Source organism: Vibrio fluminensis, assembly GCF_015278125.1.
Taxonomy (GTDB): Bacteria; Pseudomonadota; Gammaproteobacteria; order Enterobacterales; family Vibrionaceae; genus Vibrio; species Vibrio fluminensis.
In genome coordinates this window covers 35,485-50,507 of sequence record NZ_JADILO010000020.1, presented here as the reverse complement: position 1 = coordinate 50,507, position 15,023 = coordinate 35,485, and the positions used below count along the sequence as shown (strand labels likewise).

Annotated in this window: 14 protein-coding genes; 8 read left to right on the top strand and 6 right to left on the bottom strand. The window is 44.1% G+C overall.

Annotated features, from left to right (window positions below):
• Positions 1-72: 72 nt before the first annotated feature.
• Together IRQ95_RS14000 and nqrM are read left to right on the top strand one after the other, a co-directional pair.
• Positions 73-1,077, top strand: coding sequence for an FAD:protein FMN transferase (locus tag IRQ95_RS14000; RefSeq protein WP_194437512.1), 1,005 nt, complete (start codon positions 73-75; stop codon positions 1,075-1,077).
• Positions 1,078-1,099: 22 nt separating this feature from the next.
• Positions 1,100-1,333, top strand: a complete 234-nt coding sequence (gene nqrM / locus IRQ95_RS13995; protein WP_005592795.1) for a (Na+)-NQR maturation NqrM — start codon at positions 1,100-1,102, stop codon at positions 1,331-1,333.
• Between the two features lie 222 nt (positions 1,334-1,555).
• Here nqrM and IRQ95_RS13990 read toward each other — a convergent pair whose 3' ends face one another.
• Complete coding sequence (locus IRQ95_RS13990) at positions 1,556-2,629, bottom strand: hypothetical protein (RefSeq protein WP_194437511.1); 1,074 nt, start codon at positions 2,627-2,629, stop codon at positions 1,556-1,558.
• 275 nt (positions 2,630-2,904) lie between these two features.
• Positions 2,905-4,119, bottom strand: coding sequence for a diguanylate cyclase (locus IRQ95_RS13985; RefSeq protein WP_194437510.1), 1,215 nt, complete (start codon positions 4,117-4,119; stop codon positions 2,905-2,907).
• 164 nt (positions 4,120-4,283) lie between these two features.
• On the opposite strand from IRQ95_RS13985, the gene dinB reads away from it, so the two are divergent.
• From dinB to IRQ95_RS13965, 4 genes are all read left to right on the top strand, one after another.
• On the top strand, positions 4,284-5,348 hold the full coding sequence (gene dinB / locus IRQ95_RS13980) for a DNA polymerase IV (protein ID WP_194437509.1): 1,065 nt from the start codon (positions 4,284-4,286) through the stop codon (positions 5,346-5,348).
• A 47-nt stretch (positions 5,349-5,395) separates the two neighbouring features.
• Positions 5,396-5,875 (top strand): transcription elongation factor, encoded by a 480-nt coding sequence (locus IRQ95_RS13975; protein WP_194437508.1) that lies wholly within the window; start codon positions 5,396-5,398, stop codon positions 5,873-5,875.
• Positions 5,876-5,937: 62 nt separating this feature from the next.
• Entirely contained in the window at positions 5,938-6,681 is a 744-nt protein-coding gene (locus tag IRQ95_RS13970; RefSeq protein ID WP_194437507.1) for a YggN family protein, read from the top strand.
• 194 nt (positions 6,682-6,875) lie between these two features.
• Positions 6,876-8,237 (top strand): sodium-dependent transporter, encoded by a 1,362-nt coding sequence (locus IRQ95_RS13965; RefSeq protein ID WP_194437506.1) that lies wholly within the window; start codon positions 6,876-6,878, stop codon positions 8,235-8,237.
• A gap of 61 nt (positions 8,238-8,298) precedes the next feature.
• On the opposite strand, the gene IRQ95_RS13960 is transcribed toward IRQ95_RS13965, so the two are convergent.
• From IRQ95_RS13960 to IRQ95_RS13945, 4 genes are all read right to left on the bottom strand, one after another.
• Positions 8,299-9,363 (bottom strand): succinylglutamate desuccinylase/aspartoacylase domain-containing protein, encoded by a 1,065-nt coding sequence (locus IRQ95_RS13960; RefSeq protein ID WP_194437505.1) that lies wholly within the window; start codon positions 9,361-9,363, stop codon positions 8,299-8,301.
• Positions 9,350-10,255: a 30S ribosomal protein S6--L-glutamate ligase gene (rimK, locus tag IRQ95_RS13955; RefSeq protein ID WP_114766511.1), complete on the bottom strand. Its 906-nt coding sequence runs from the start codon at positions 10,253-10,255 to the stop codon at positions 9,350-9,352. The genes IRQ95_RS13960 and rimK overlap by 14 nt, the downstream gene beginning before the upstream one ends.
• A complete protein-coding gene (locus IRQ95_RS13950) occupies positions 10,255-10,698 on the bottom strand; it encodes an ATP-dependent zinc protease family protein (RefSeq protein WP_194437504.1) in 444 nt (147 codons plus the stop codon). Before IRQ95_RS13950 ends, rimK begins: the two co-directional genes overlap by 1 nt.
• 411 nt (positions 10,699-11,109) lie before the next feature.
• On the bottom strand, positions 11,110-12,579 hold the full coding sequence (locus IRQ95_RS13945) for a beta-Ala-His dipeptidase (RefSeq protein WP_194437503.1): 1,470 nt from the start codon (positions 12,577-12,579) through the stop codon (positions 11,110-11,112).
• Positions 12,580-13,040: 461 nt separating this feature from the next.
• Between IRQ95_RS13945 and vcdP the strand changes: the two genes are divergently transcribed.
• Positions 13,041-13,127 carry a small protein VcdP gene (vcdP, locus tag IRQ95_RS22475; RefSeq protein WP_483409760.1) on the top strand — a complete coding sequence of 29 codons (87 nt, stop codon included), beginning with the start codon at positions 13,041-13,043 and terminating at the stop codon, positions 13,125-13,127.
• 473 nt (positions 13,128-13,600) lie between these two features.
• The gene (locus IRQ95_RS13940) at positions 13,601-14,890 is read left to right on the top strand and encodes an NCS2 family permease (protein WP_194437502.1); all 1,290 of its coding nucleotides are present in this window, start codon (positions 13,601-13,603) and stop codon (positions 14,888-14,890) included.
• The last annotated feature ends 133 nt before the right edge of the window (positions 14,891-15,023 follow it).

Here is a 15,023-nt window from a genome sequence, read left to right as displayed (position 1 = left end):
GCAACTGGTGTTTTCAGTGTTTTTTCAGTCATAGCTTTCTTATGTTTTCTTTATTGAGATAGGAGTAAACAAGTGAAAAAGTGGCTTGTTGCATTTGCTTCCCTATTCGTTTTAGCTGGTTGCGAGAAACCAGTTGAGCAGATTCATTTAAGCGGTCCAACCATGGGGACCACTTACAACATCAAATACATTGAGCAAGATGGTCTGCCTGCTCCAGAAGCGATCCAGACTGAAGTTGACCGTTTACTTGAAGAAGTAAACGACCAGATGTCAACTTACCGCCAAGACTCTGAGCTTAGCCGTTTTAATCAGCATCAATCCGCTGAACCGTTTACGGTTTCGCCGCAAACCGCGACGGTAGTGAAAGAAGCGATTCGCTTGAACGGTCTTACTCTTGGTGCACTGGATGTTACGGTTGGTCCTTTAGTGAACTTATGGGGCTTTGGTCCAGAAGCGCGCCCTGATGTCGTACCTAGTGATGAAGAGCTGGCTGCGCGTCGCGCCAATATTGGTATTGAGCATCTTTCTGTCGATGGTACCCAGCTAACGAAAGATATCCCGAACCTCTATGTGGATCTTTCCACCATTGCCAAAGGCTGGGGTGTGGATGTCGTTGCAAACTATCTACAAGCGGAAGGTATTCAAAACTACATGGTTGAAGTGGGCGGTGAGATGCGCCTTAAAGGGCTAAATCGTGAGGGAGTTGCTTGGCGTATCGCGATTGAGAAACCAACGGTTGATTCTCGTGGTATTCAAGAGATTATCGAGCCCGGTGATATGGCGGTTGCAACCAGTGGCGATTACCGTAATTACTTTGAAAGTGATGGTGTGCGATACTCACATATTATCGACCCGCAAACTGGTAAGCCAATTAATCACAAAGTGGTGTCGGTGACAGTACTCGACAAGTCTTCTATGACGGCTGACGGGTTAGCGACTGGCTTAATGGTGCTGGGTGAAGAGCGTGGTATGCAAATCGCTAACGACAACAACATTCCAGTTTTCATGATTGTGAAAACTAAAGATGGTTTTAAAGAACTGGCTTCAGAAGCTTACAAACCATTTATCAATAAATAATGAGCTAAGTGGGCGTATCAATATGAGTACATTTTTAATTACTTTTGGTGTTTTCATGGCGGTAATTGCTGCTATGGCGGTTGGTTATATTTTCCAGAAGAAAGTCGTGAAAGGCAGTTGTGGTGGTTTAGGTGCCGTGGGCATTGAAAAAGTGTGCAATTGTCCTGAGCCATGTGACGCGCGTAAAAAACGCGAAGCGCGTGCAGCGGCAAGAGCTGAGAAACTCGCGGCGTGGGAAAAAGATCGCATCGCATGATCTGTTTAATAAAGAAAGACCCCGAATTCATTCGGGGTCTTTTTTTATCCATGCTAAGGATATACACCTTTAGCGGTGAATACTCGTCAGGGTAAGTGAGAGTTTAGAGAATTACGTAATCAAAAACGCTTGTAACGAGCTATTCCAATTAGTAACGACGTTATCGGCGACTTTAATTAATAAGAATGGCCAAACTCTTTTCTGATGGCCAGAATTTAGTGATTACTGACGATCCGATAATCGGTAATTCGCTGGAACCTCAAACTTGCTATCACGCACACCTTCCTCGCTTACTGAAGTTACTTCATAGATATGGCGTACTAATGCATCTTTTTGCCACTCTTGAACTTGGTCTTCCACTTTTTCGTTGACCAAATCTCCGAGTAGAGATGTGGCTGAGTCGGTGAGCCCATCAAGCCCGTTGCTAAAATCTAATTGGGTGCGAGAAGCTTGGCGGCGCTCTTCTTTACAGGCTTTGAACTGAGCAAAGATCTCCATTTTTGAGCTGAGTGGGTAGCCTTTAATGTTCTGCAGTTTGGCAAGAATCGCATTACTCGATTTCTGCTCGCTCTGCTCTATGTCACCAGTGAAAGCGCTGATCGCTTTATAACCATCACGGCCCAATAGGCGTACGAGGGGGTTATTTTCACCGACGGCATTTAAGTAACGATCTGTTGCTTCTTCATGTACGGCCCAAGCCTGATTTATTTCACTGTTGGGCGCTGTTGTCCAAACGTTGATTTTAAATAGCGTTTGATCTTGTTGCTTATTTTTGTCTTCTTGAATGATATGCCATGTGACGGCGTATTCATTCGCCTTCATACCAGAAATAACACGCTGTTGCCCAGTCGACTCCACTTTGAATTCGTTCTTTTTGAGAGCGACATTACAGTCAATTTCCTCGTAGGATTGGAGCTCTTCCTCTTCTTCCTGCTGCTCTGGGAATGCAAACGTAGTACATCCAGATATGGCGCATTCACGGTAAGTTTCACTACTATGATTCAGTTCCCAAAGTAAGTTGCGGTCAAGGCGATAGATATTGCTGATATCAGAATTGGTGAATGAACTCAAGAAGCTATCACTTTCGAAATCTCGATGTAAATGACGGCGGTCGCTACGAGTGTAAGTATTTGCTTGCCCTTTACCATCCGGTAGGAAGAGTCCTTCCATTGAGTACTTTGCTTTGACGACAACGGTTGGATTGGTTGGAGTTGTATCCTTGACTGGTGCCGCACAAGCGGTAAGTAAAGCGATGGGTGAGAGCGCTAGTAAACGCTTTGGTGGGGCGAACATCATGGCATCATTCCTTTGCATTGTTCTAATGATAATAATAAGAGTTGCATATCAGTATCAGTTGCTATATTGAAATACAAGGCGAGTAACGAATAACTGCAACAGAGCGAGAATTCTTCTAAGAGGAATTTGCATTTTTATCACCAGAGATACACTTTTACGCTCATTACCAGAATTTTTATAGGGTAGGGAAAAATCGCACCGCTTAACGTGTGTGATTGATATCGACACTGAAAAAATAAAACCGGCTTGCTAGCCGGTTTTATTATGATGAAAGATTATTGCGTGACGACGAGGTTACGTCCATTTTCTTTGGCTAGGTAGAGACGATCATCAGCCAGTTTAATTTGCTCATCAAGAGTGGTTTGCGCACTGGCAACGCCAATACTAATGGTTACCTTAATCTCGATATCATTGTGATAAATTGTGGTTTTCTCTATTCGTCGACGTAACTTTTCCAACTGCTCGGCAAAGGCAACGAAATCAGAGCAAGTTTGAATACAGAATTCTTCCCCACCAAAGCGGGCCACGAGATCATTCGGGAAATAGAGCTGTAATATCTTAGCGATGGTAACCAGTGCGGCATCGCCGCCATCGTGACCATAGTTATCGTTAACTTGCTTAAAGTGATCGATATCCAACATCGCGATATTTCGCTCTTGGCAACCATTACAGGCTTGATTGAACAGGTAGCGACGATTCCACAAGCCAGTTAATGCATCTTGGTTAGCCATTCGATAGAGTTTGTTGCTGGTTTCTTTCATATCAAGGATCTGATGCACGCGGCAATAAAACTCTTCAGGGTGGAAAGGCTTATTGAGAAAATCATTGGCACCGGCTTTGAGAAACAATGCAGTAAGTGTCGGATCTTCAGAAGCCGATAAGCCTAAAATCGCGAGTTGGTTTTTATTCCATGACTGGCGAATTTCTCGGGTCATAGTAATTCCATCTTTCTCGGGCATATCATGATCAGTGATGACAAAGGTAATGCTTGGATTATTTTCCAATAAGGTAAGCGCTTGCTTACCATTTTCAGCTTGAACCGCAGGAATGTACTGACGGTCGAGCAGTTGTACGACGTGATTGCGCACCGTTTGTGAATCATCCACAACAAGACACTTGTGGCGCTGGTTTTTCTCTAGACGTTGTACTAGCGGTAGCAGGTAAGCGACAGATGCTGTGCTGTCTTTGACTAAGTAATCGACCACCCCTTTAGTGAGGAGCTCCTCACGCAGTTCGGGGTTGATAAGTGCGGTTAGGACAATGGCTTTATGTTGGTAAGTAAGTGCTAACTCGATCATCTCACCATCACTACTATCGGGTAGGCAGTAGTCGAGAATGCAGCAAAGAAACTCAGGCTCTACTGCCAAAATCGCCTGAGCCTGAACCATATTCTCAGCGCTGAAAACTTGATAGCCAGCTTGCGTTAGTAACTGCTCGAGATAGTTACGAAACGTCAGACTATCCTCAACAACCAAAATCTTCTTACTCACAGTGAATCCATTCTATTTATTGTAACCAAGGTAATATTAAATAGTTGTAATAATGCAAGCTATCAGTAAGGCTCATAAATGATACTTGGGTAGTGATAAACGGTTTTATTTACAGATAATATTAATTATACTGTTTTTTTAAACAGTGTAGTTTTGGTGCAAAAATGTCGGAGCGAATTAGAAAGATTATCCATGTTGATATGGATTGTTTTTTTGCTGCGGTGGAGATGCGCGACTTTCCAGAGTATCGAGGGAGACCTCTTGCTGTTGGCGGCAGTGAGAAGCAGCGAGGCGTGATTAGTACTTGCAACTATGAAGCGCGTAAGTTTGGTGTCCGGAGTGCCATGCCGACAGGTCGCGCGATTCAACTCTGCCCTAATTTGCTAGTCGTACCAGGACGGATGAACGTGTATAAACAAGTCTCTGGTCAAATCCGAGCTATCTTTGAGCGTTATACCGCTATTATCGAACCATTGTCGCTCGATGAAGCTTATCTTGATGTTACCGATGCGACACTTTATCGTGGTTCCGCAACCCTGATCGCTGAAGCAATTCGCAGCGATATCTTTAATGAGCTTCATCTGACCGCTTCTGCTGGTGTGGCGCCGATCAAGTTTCTCGCTAAAGTTGCGTCTGATATTAATAAGCCCAATGGGCAATTTGTTATTCCGCCCAATCAAGTTCAGCAGGTGGTGGATAAATTGCCGCTCGAGAAAATACCGGGTGTTGGAAAAGTTAGCTTAGAAAAACTCCATCAAGCGGGCTTTTATCTCTGCGAAGACATTAAACAAGCGGACTATCGCGAGTTATTGCATAAGTTTGGGCGTCAAGGTGAGTCGTTGTGGAAACGCAGTCATGGCATTGATGAGCGTGAAGTGGTGACTGAGCGAGAACGTAAATCTGTTGGCGTTGAGCGTACTTTTAGCCATAACATTCGCTCCTATGATGAGTGTTGGCAGGTGATCGAACAAAAGCTGTATCCAGAGTTGGAAGTTCGCTTAGCTAAAGCGAGTCCTGATAAAGCTATTATTAAGCAAGGTATTAAGGTTAAATTCGCCGATTTTCAGCTCACCACCATAGAACATATTCATCCGCAACTTGATCTTGACGATTTTCGTCAGTTGTTACGCGATGTCTTGCAAAGACAGAATGGGCGGGAGATCCGCTTACTCGGTTTAAGTGTGATGTTAAAGCCGGAAGATAGAAGTAAGCAGTTGAGTTTCTTTTAAATGAACATGCTATTCTGCAAGCCGTTATTTTATTAATTTCGTTAGATATGGACAAACAAACAATCCTTGACGCTATTGTAGTCGCTTTGGAAGACAAGTTGGAGATAGCGCGTTCTTCTACTCAGCGTGCAATTGATGCCGCGACCGATGAAGAGACAGTGCCTGAGCATAAATATGATACGTTAGCTTTAGAAGCCTCTTACCTTGCTCATGGGCAAGCTATGCGAGTTCAAGAGTGTGAGAATGAACTCAACCTGATGCGCCAACTTCAACTACGAGATTTTGAGCAGCAAGCGATCGCGGTGGGAGCCTATGTCGAGCTTGAGGATGAACAGGGTGCAGTTAAGCGCTTTTTTATTGCGCCATGTGCTGGTGGGTTAGCAGTGCAGCATCAACAAGTGAGCATCTACTTACTCACCACTCAATCACCGATGGGTAAGTTACTCAAAGGTAAGTATCAAGATGATGAAGTGGAACTGAGCATTGGTGGTAAATCGACCGCCTACGCTATCGTGACAGTACGTTAACATCTATTGTCAGTATCGATGATATAGTAAATAAATATTCCACAACTAATTGAGAGAAGGTCATGAAGCATTTAGTTACCCTATCCTTAGTCTTATTTTGCAGCAGTAGTTATGCGGCCCAATGCCGTGTTGATTTGCAAAACCAAATCTCGTTGGATGGTGAACAGCTTGAAATCACTCAAGCGAATGGTGACAACGCCCAATTAGACAGTGACAATAATCTTTTTATTGATGGTAAAAAAATTGCGCTGACCGCAGAGCAAGAGCAAGCGATCAAAGCTTACCGCGAGAAGATGAATGCCTACATTCCGCAAGCGAAGAAAATGGCGGATGAGAGTGTCGCGTTAGCCAATGATCTGATTGATGATGTCGCTAAGAGTCTAGGTGCGCCAGATGCGTTTGATGACGTTAAAACAGCCGTAAAAGAGTTCTACGCTGACGTTGAAGCGCGTTACTACAAAGATGGTGATTTGATCTTACCAGCACAAAGCTTCAGTGAGATGACAGAGTCTTGGACGGAAGACTTTGCCAAAGCAAAAGAGATCTTCACCTCAGAGTTTATGGGCGATGCAATGAATGTGTTGTCTGAAAAGATGCAGCAAGATGGTGGCCTTAACTTAACAGAGCTTTCTGAAAGTATGTATGAGTTGAAAGCGCGTATCGAACAGCGCATGAAGGAACATGCCAAACAAGCCGAACAGCAGTCACGAGAATTTTGTGACTCATTGGATCAAATGGCAGAGCAAGAACAGGATGTTCTGAAAAAAATACCTGAATTGAAAGATTATCAAGTCTTCTCAATTTAAGTTGATTGCATTTTTAAAAGGCGCCAATAGGCGCCTTTGTTGTTTTTATCGCCAGATATAGGTTTTTATGGCTGTAGATTTATCGAGGGTTAATCGAATAAAAAATCAGAATAAATCACTATAGCGTATTGATTGATGATGGTAATTGATATAGTGTACTAGCTCACTAGTTCATTGATATTTGTGTGAGTGGTATGACACAAGCAACTTCTTCTAGCCGTGAACATTTCGGCTCCCGTTTGGGCTTTGTATTAGCCGCGGCAGGCGCAGCTGTCGGTCTAGGCAATATTTGGGGTTTTCCTACGCAAGCGGCTAGCAATGGTGGCGGCGCTTTCTTATTGGTTTACTTGGTAATGATCTTAGTGGTCGCATTTCCTATGTTGGTGGTGGAAATGGCGATTGGCCGATATGGGCAAGCTAACCCAGTAGATAGCATGCGTTCACTGACCACTAATCCTTTAGGTAAAAATCTTGGCAGTATGGTTGGCTGGATTGGTCTTAGCGTACCATGCGCAGTTCTCGCCTTTTACAGTATTGTCGGCGGCTGGTTGATTTGCTTCTTATTTGGTGCGGTCACAGACATTTTTGGTTTTGAATCGGCAACGGCATGGTTTAAAGGATTCAGTGTAGAACGCAACCTTTTTGGTACGCTTGTTTTTTATGTTCTTACTATCCTGATTGTGCAAGGTGGCGTTAAGCAAGGCATTGAAAAGTGGTCAACACGATTGATGCCGGCACTCTTTGTGCTGTTTGGCTTACTGTTTGTTTACATCATGACTCAAGCAGGGGCGGTTGAGGGGCTTAAGCACTACCTCGTGCCTGACTTTGAAAAAGTATTTGACCGTAAGTTGATTCTAGCGGCAATGGGGCAGGGCTTCTTCTCTTTGACCATTGGTGGCTGTTCAATGCTGATCTATGGTTCGTACTTAAGCAAAAAAGAAAACCTGCCTAAAATGGCAATGAATGTAACCTTAGTTGACACTGCAGTGGCGTTTATCGCAGGTTTAGTTGTCATGCCCGCGATGTATGTTGCGATGCAAAAAGGGGTACAGATCTACGCTGATGATGGCTCACTTTTGAGCTCTGACACTCTAGTATTTACTGTATTACCGCTGATGTTCGACAGTTTAGGGTTACTTGGTCAAGTGTTTGCAGGAGTGTTCTTTTTACTGCTGACTATTGCTGCATTAACCTCATCAATCTCGATGCTTGAGTGTCCAGTATCACTGGTGGGCGAGCGCTTCAATACCAAACGCGGTCCAACAAGCTGGGTACTAGGTGGCCTGATTGCGCTATTTAGCGTAGTGATTGTGTACAACTTTGCTGATATGTTTGGCTTAGTAGCGACCGTGGCAACTCAGTACTTGCAACCAATGGCAGCATTGTTGTTCTGTCTATTTGGTGGCTGGGTGTGGAGCCGACACACGAAAATTAAGGAGCTTGAGCAAGGTTACCCTGAATTTACTCAAGGTTGGTTTGGTAAATTGTGGCCTGCGTACGTCAAGTTTGTCTGCCCAATTCTAGTGGCGACGGTTATCTGGGCTTCATTCGGATAATGGATTAGCAGAGACAAAAATGCCCGCTATAGCGGGCATTTTTAGATCGAAATCGCAGTGATTAAGATGGTGTATTGATTTGACCTGTCGTCAGAGGTTCAAGATCCGCATCGATGATATCTTCAATAAACTCTTCCACGAGCAGTTCTGCTTCTTCGTCGTCACCTTCAAAGTAAGCAAGGTGGAAGATTGCATCACCTTCGTTAACCAAAGGTAGAGTTTGCTGACCGATAACGATGCCGCCTTTGCGCGCAACCAGTTCAATCTCACTGTGACCAAGAGGCGCACTGATATAAGCAAGCACTTGGCCTTTCTCGACACGATCACCCAGCGTCACAACCGTACGTAAAATACCGTCGCTCTCTGCACGTAACCAACTAGTCGATTTTGCAATCACAGTATTTGGGATCTTCTTACGGCTAGTACGAAGCATGCCAATTGCCTGCATCACGCGTTGCACACCTAAGTAACCCGCACTAATACAGATTGGTTCGAAGCGCAGTGCTTCACCCGCTTCGTAAGTCAGTACAGGGATACCCAAACGTTCTGCTTCACTACGAAGTGAACCATCGCGTAGCGGTGCATCAATCGTTACTGGCGTACCAAACGCTTGAGCAATTCGCAGTGTTTCAGCATTGCTCAAATCCGCACGAATTTGAGGCAAGTTGGTACGGTGAATTGCACCTGTGTGCAGGTCAAGAATGTAATCACATTGCGTTGCTACTTGCGAGAAGAAGGTGTGCGCCATACGTGAAGCAAGCGAGCCTTTTTCACTACCCGGGAAGCAACGGTTTAAATCACGACGGTCAGGCAGGTAGCGTGACTTGTGAATAAAACCAAATACGTTAACGATCGGCACCGCGATAAGCGTGCCTCTCAGTTTGCTAGCATCAATGGTATTGATTAGCTGGCGCACGATTTCTACGCCATTCAATTCATCGCCATGGATTGCAGCGTTTACCATCAAAATTGGACCCGCCAATTTACCGTTGATGATTTCGACTGGAATCGATAAAGGTGAATGAGTGTAAAGCTTGGCCGCTTCTAACTCAATTACCTTACGTTCCCCCGGCGCAACTGATTCGCCGAGAAATTCAAAAGCACGATTCTTTTTAGCCTTTGCCACGAGTTTTAGTCCTTTTACTTGCCGCGTTTTTCTCAATAAATTCGACAATCATTCCAGCAATGTCTTTACCAGTTGCGGCCTCAATACCTTCAAGACCCGGAGATGAGTTTACTTCCATGACTAATGGACCGCGGTCTGAACGAAGTAGATCGACCCCAGCCACATTTAGACCCATTATTTTCGCAGCAGCTACCGCAGTACGGCGTTCTTCTGGCGTAATTTTAATCAGTGAAGCGCTACCACCGCGGTGTAGATTCGAGCGGAATTCGCCTTCTGCACCTTGGCGTTTCATCGCCGCAATCACTTTGTCACCAATTACGAAACAACGGATATCCGCACCGCCCGCTTCTTTAATGAATTCTTGTACCATAATGTTCGCTTTCAGACCCATGAAAGCTTCAACAACACTTTCTGCTGCTTTGCGAGTTTCCGCAAGAACAACACCGATACCTTGAGTACCTTCAAGTAGTTTGATAACGACTGGTGCACCACCAACCATTTCTAGTAGGTCTTTTACATCATCTGGTTTGCTTGCAAAGCCAGTGATCGGCATGCCAATGCCTTTGCGCGACAGTAATTGCATTGAGCGCAGTTTGTCGCGTGAGCGAGTGATCGCCACTGATTCGTTGACTGGGTAAACGCCCATCATCTCAAATTGACGCAATACCGCAGTGCCGTAAAAGGTCACCGATGCGCCGATGCGAGGAATAATCGCATCGTAGCCAGAAAGTTCTTCACCTTTAAAGTGGATTTCGGGCTTTTGAGAATTGATATTCATGTAACAGCGCAGAGCATCAACCACTTTCACTTCATGGCCTCGAACTTCACACGCTTCGATCAGACGACGAGTAGAGTACAGATTCGCGTTGCGAGACAGAATACCAATTTTCATTATTTGTTTTCCTCAAACGGGACTAAAAAAGATTCCACAGGATCTACTTGAATACGGTCATGCATAGCAGTACGACCTAGTAGCATACGAAATGCCATGTTTTCGCGGTTATTTAGAGTGATCTCGATTGGCCAAGTTTGACCACCTAAGCTCATTTCCGTCTCAATTACATAGCGTTTTTCTTCATGGCCGCCAGAGTCGCGAACTACGCGAGCATCGACCACTTTTGCTTCACATACGATTTCTACTTCCGTGTTGTGCTGGATTGGATGTAACCAAAAACGCACCCATTGTGTCTCTTCCTTTGAGAAGCTCTCTACTTTAAACGCGTGTAAGCAAGATGTTCTAGCACCGGTATCAACTTTCGCGTTAATTTTATCAATACCAAGTCCTGGTAGGCTTAGTGTTTCACACCAACCTACAAGTAGTTTTTCTTTCTTCATCGCAGTCATTCAGTTATTTGTTGATACTAAAAAGTGACATTGCCGCCCTATGTCTGAATACCAGACATGCACAATGAGAGCCTAGTTATAATTAGCTCGATTTATCATCAAAGCCAATCACTCATATCTCGAAATGTGCGCTTGAGAGCGACTACCTATTACAGATTAGTACATGAGAGAAATAAGACACCCCAGGATGGAGTGCTCCCAGCATAACAACACGGTGTTATGGCTTGAAGAAGGCAAGATGGTTTGCCCAAAGACGCTTCAAGGAGGGGACTGTAACAACCTGATTTCTTCGTGACTAACGAAAATGTCTATTCGTAACGATAAAATAAATTTATCGTAATTTGATAAAAAGCCAGCTAATGCAAGCTGGCTTTTTGGATTAGTAATACTAATGGTAGGTAATTATGCTTTAGCTGGAATATTTTCCAATAGTGCTACCATTTGTTCCCAGAAAAGAGCCACAGTACTGATCTCGACTTTTTCATCCGGAGAGTGTGGGAATTTAATCGTAGGGCCAAATGAAAGCATGTCCATAGTTGGGTATGGTTCTTTAAATAGACCGCACTCTAGACCGGCGTGGATCACCATAATGTTTGGCTTGTGACCGTAGATGTTTTCATACAGATCACGGAAGACCTGCATGATTTCTGAATCTGCGTCTGGTTTCCAACCTGGGTATGCGCCACTAAACGCAATATTTGCGCCAGCGAGTTCAGCGATAGAAGTTAACGTGCTTTCTACTTGAGAGCGGCCAGAGTCAATTAAAGAGCGAATCAAACAAAGTACAGTCACTTTATCGGCATCAGTCGTAATCACACCAACGTTTAGTGATGTCTCTACTACGCCTTCAATGTCATCACTCATGCGCACTACGCCATTTGGAAGAGCGTTGAGTGTTGCAATAAAGCGTTGCTGAGTCGCCACGGTAAAGATTTCTTCAGCTTCAGCAGACTGATTGAAAGTTACGATGTCTGTTTCCACACGACCTAACTCTGCGTGAAGAAGCTCTGTATAGAACTCAAAAAGCTCTGCCAGCTTCGCTTCGTTTTCAGCAGGCAGTGCAACCGTTACAAATGCTTCACGAGGAATGGCATTACGTAGGCTACCACCGCGGAATTCAACCAGACGTAGGTCTAGTTCTTGCGCATGACCCGCTAGGAAGCGCCCCAGTAGTTTGTTGGCGTTACCGCGACCTGTGTGAATATCACAACCAGAGTGACCGCCTTTAAGACCTTTCAGTACGAGCTGACGGGTAGTGTAACCCGCAGGGATTGCTTCACGTTCGACAGTCAGCGTTAACTCACCATCGATACCGCCAGCACAGCCCATGTAAACTTCGCCTTCTTGCTCTGAGTCGGTATTAAGGAGGATATCACCTTCTAGCCAACCAGCTTCTAGGCCGAATGCACCAGTCATGCCTGCTTCTTCATCAATGGTGAGCAGAACTTCAATTGGACCGTGCTTAATATCCGTTGAGGCAAGAACAGCCAGGCATGATGCCATACCGATACCGTTGTCAGCGCCAAGTGTCGTGCCTTTAGCTGTTACCCATTCACCATCAACGTAAGGCTGAATCGCATCCGTTGTAAAGTCGTGTTGAGTATCTTCGTTTTTCTGCGGCACCATATCGATGTGGGCTTGCAGAACCACGCCTTTTTTGTTTTCCATGTCTGGCGTTGCTGGTTTTTTGATAAATACGTTACCGGTTGGATCGCGGCGTACGTCTAAACCTTGCTCTTGTGCCCAGCTTACAATGTATTGTGCTAACGCTTCTTCATGTTTTGAAGGGTGAGGAATAGAACAGATTTTATCAAAGAACTGCCAAAGTGGAGCAGGTGATAACTTGCTGATTTCAGAATGGAACTCAGACACGGATAACTCCTTATGTTACTTAAGGTCAAATCTGGCTTTGCACTGCTTCTGTTCTCAATTGGAACGAAACACTAAAGCTGACCTACAAAATAGAGGAAGCTAGCATATCACTCTCGTAACAAAGAGAGTAGAGGGGTGAGAGTATTTATCATTTAGCGATTAATAACGCGAGTTTATCACTATTTCTAATAAGCAATCGTTTTCATCTGAGTGAAAATAATGCTGAGTAAACGCTGATAAAGCTGTAATTAAATTACAGAAAAAGTTTGAAATTGATTAAATTTTGATTTTTATGCGACATTTGTCACGTTAAGTGTTGTAATTTTTTTTCTTTAGGGTATATTTACTACCAACTTCACGAGTTGAAGAAAAAACGCTCAAAGGATGAGTCCGATTTATCGCCTCCAAGGAACCGAGAAATCAACGTTTTGTTTTATTTGCATTGATTTAAAGGTGATAGCATGAAAGGTTTACCAAGTGCAATGTTCTGGATAAACAGCTCTGTTTATACAAGTAACTTTGTATACCCAACAAGCTTTGGCTACTAGTTTTTAGCTTGTTTCTGAACAGTTTGTTCACCCCTATTATTGGAATTTTTTTACAGCTGCAGTTTTTAGCTGGACATGATTCAACCGCCACTCAATTTGAGTGGCGTTTTTTTATCCTCTCAATCTTTAACTCTGTTTCAATTTCTCTTCAAATCCCCGAGTAGTGTACAAATTCTGGTTTCATCATAGAGAATGCTCATCAACCGAGCTCTTATGTCGCCCTTTTCTATTTGAAAGTTTGCTACATGGTGTGATTTTTCATCAATTAACCGTCACTGGTTCATCCTTGTTAGTTGTTGAAAAATATGACCAAATCTTTCATTTGTAGAGGAAGTGTCTAAGGCATCGTCTTTGCTTGGAAGAAAAATATTAATTAGAGTGATAATTCTATCTGGAATTTATTATTTGATAACTTTATAATCCCAGCCAATCGATTACGCAAACGTTTACTTAAAAACTTATAGGATTCGACCATGTTCGAGAAACTGTTTAAGCTCAGTGAAAATGGCACCACTGTCAAAACGGAAATTATCGCAGGTTTAACCACCTTCTTAACGATGGCTTATATCATCTTTGTCAACCCAGCGATGCTCGCAGATGCGGGTATGGACAAAGGTGCGGTATTTGTCGCGACCTGTCTAGCGGCTGCTATTGGCTGTTTTATAATGGGTCTAGTCGCTAACTATCCAATCGCACTTGCACCAGGCATGGGTTTGAATGCGTTCTTCACTTACGGTGTTGTGCTAGGTATGGGCCATACGTGGCAAGTTGCTCTAGGTGCTGTATTTGTCTCTGGTATCTTGTTCATGGCTTTGAGTATTTTCAAAGTGCGTGAATGGATTATCAACTCTATCCCACTTTCTTTACGTACCGGCATTTCTGCGGGTATCGGTCTTTTCCTCGCATTTATTGGTTTGCAAAATGCAGGTATTGTGGTTGATAACCCAGCGACGCTCGTTAGCCGTGGTGATATTACTAGCCTTAAACCAGCGCTCGCAGCCCTTGGCTTCTTCCTTACAATTGGTTTGGTTTATCGCGGTGTTCGCGGTGCGGTTATGATCGCTATCCTAATCATTACCGCAATCGGTATTGTAGTAGGTGACGTGCAATGGGGTGGTTTAATGTCTGCGCCACCAAGTATTGCGCCGACATTGATGCAAATGAACATCGCGGATGTGTTTGAAGTCGGTATGATCTCGGTTGTATTTGCCTTCCTATTTGTTGATCTCTTTGATACCGCCGGTACGCTAGTTGGTGTGGCTACAAAGGCTAACCTGATTAAAGAAGATGGCAAGCTTCCTCGTTTAAGTAAAGCATTGCTAGCTGACTCTACTGCAACGTCTGTAGGTGCAGTATTGGGTACTTCAAGCACCACTTCATTTGTTGAGTCAACTGCTGGCGTAGCGGCTGGTGGCCGTACTGGTCTAACGGCTGTTGTGGTTGGTCTATTGTTCTTATTGGCGCTATTTTTTGCCCCTCTTGCCGGTATGATTCCTGCTTATGCAACCGCAGGTGCTTTGTTCTATGTAGCGATTCTCATGATGTCTGGCTTGGTGAGCGTTGACTGGCGTGACCTTACCGAAGCGGCGCCAGTTGTCGTGACATGTTTGTTGATGCCTTTAACTTACTCGATTGCTGAAGGTATCGCATTAGGCTTTATTTCTTACGCGGCTATTAAACTGTTAAGTGGTAAAGGACGTGAAGTGTCGATGAGCGTATGGGTACTCTCAGCTATCTTCATCATCAAGTACTTAATCGCATAATTATCATTGAGCGCTAGCATGTCGGGGTGTTAGTGCTTTATCTTAGATAATTATAAAAGCCATAGTCGGTCACACTGCTATGGCTTTTCTTTTAATTGCCCATTGGTATTGTATGCTTGTTTGGGTAGAATAA

Coding starts and splice junctions, on each gene's coding strand:
- IRQ95_RS13940 (WP_194437502.1), top strand. CDS start 13,601: ATGTTCGAGAAACTGTTTAAGCTCAGTGAAAATGGCACCACTGTCAAA.
- nqrM (WP_005592795.1), top strand. CDS start 1,100: ATGAGTACATTTTTAATTACTTTTGGTGTTTTCATGGCGGTAATTGCT.
- IRQ95_RS13990 (WP_194437511.1), bottom strand. CDS start 2,629: ATGATGTTCGCCCCACCAAAGCGTTTACTAGCGCTCTCACCCATCGCT.
- vcdP (WP_483409760.1), top strand. CDS start 13,041: ATGAAAGGTTTACCAAGTGCAATGTTCTGGATAAACAGCTCTGTTTAT.
- rimK (WP_114766511.1), bottom strand. CDS start 10,255: ATGAAAATTGGTATTCTGTCTCGCAACGCGAATCTGTACTCTACTCGT.
- IRQ95_RS13965 (WP_194437506.1), top strand. CDS start 6,876: ATGACACAAGCAACTTCTTCTAGCCGTGAACATTTCGGCTCCCGTTTG.
- IRQ95_RS13950 (WP_194437504.1), bottom strand. CDS start 10,698: ATGAAGAAAGAAAAACTACTTGTAGGTTGGTGTGAAACACTAAGCCTA.
- IRQ95_RS13975 (WP_194437508.1), top strand. CDS start 5,396: ATGGACAAACAAACAATCCTTGACGCTATTGTAGTCGCTTTGGAAGAC.
- IRQ95_RS13970 (WP_194437507.1), top strand. CDS start 5,938: ATGAAGCATTTAGTTACCCTATCCTTAGTCTTATTTTGCAGCAGTAGT.
- dinB (WP_194437509.1), top strand. CDS start 4,284: ATGTCGGAGCGAATTAGAAAGATTATCCATGTTGATATGGATTGTTTT.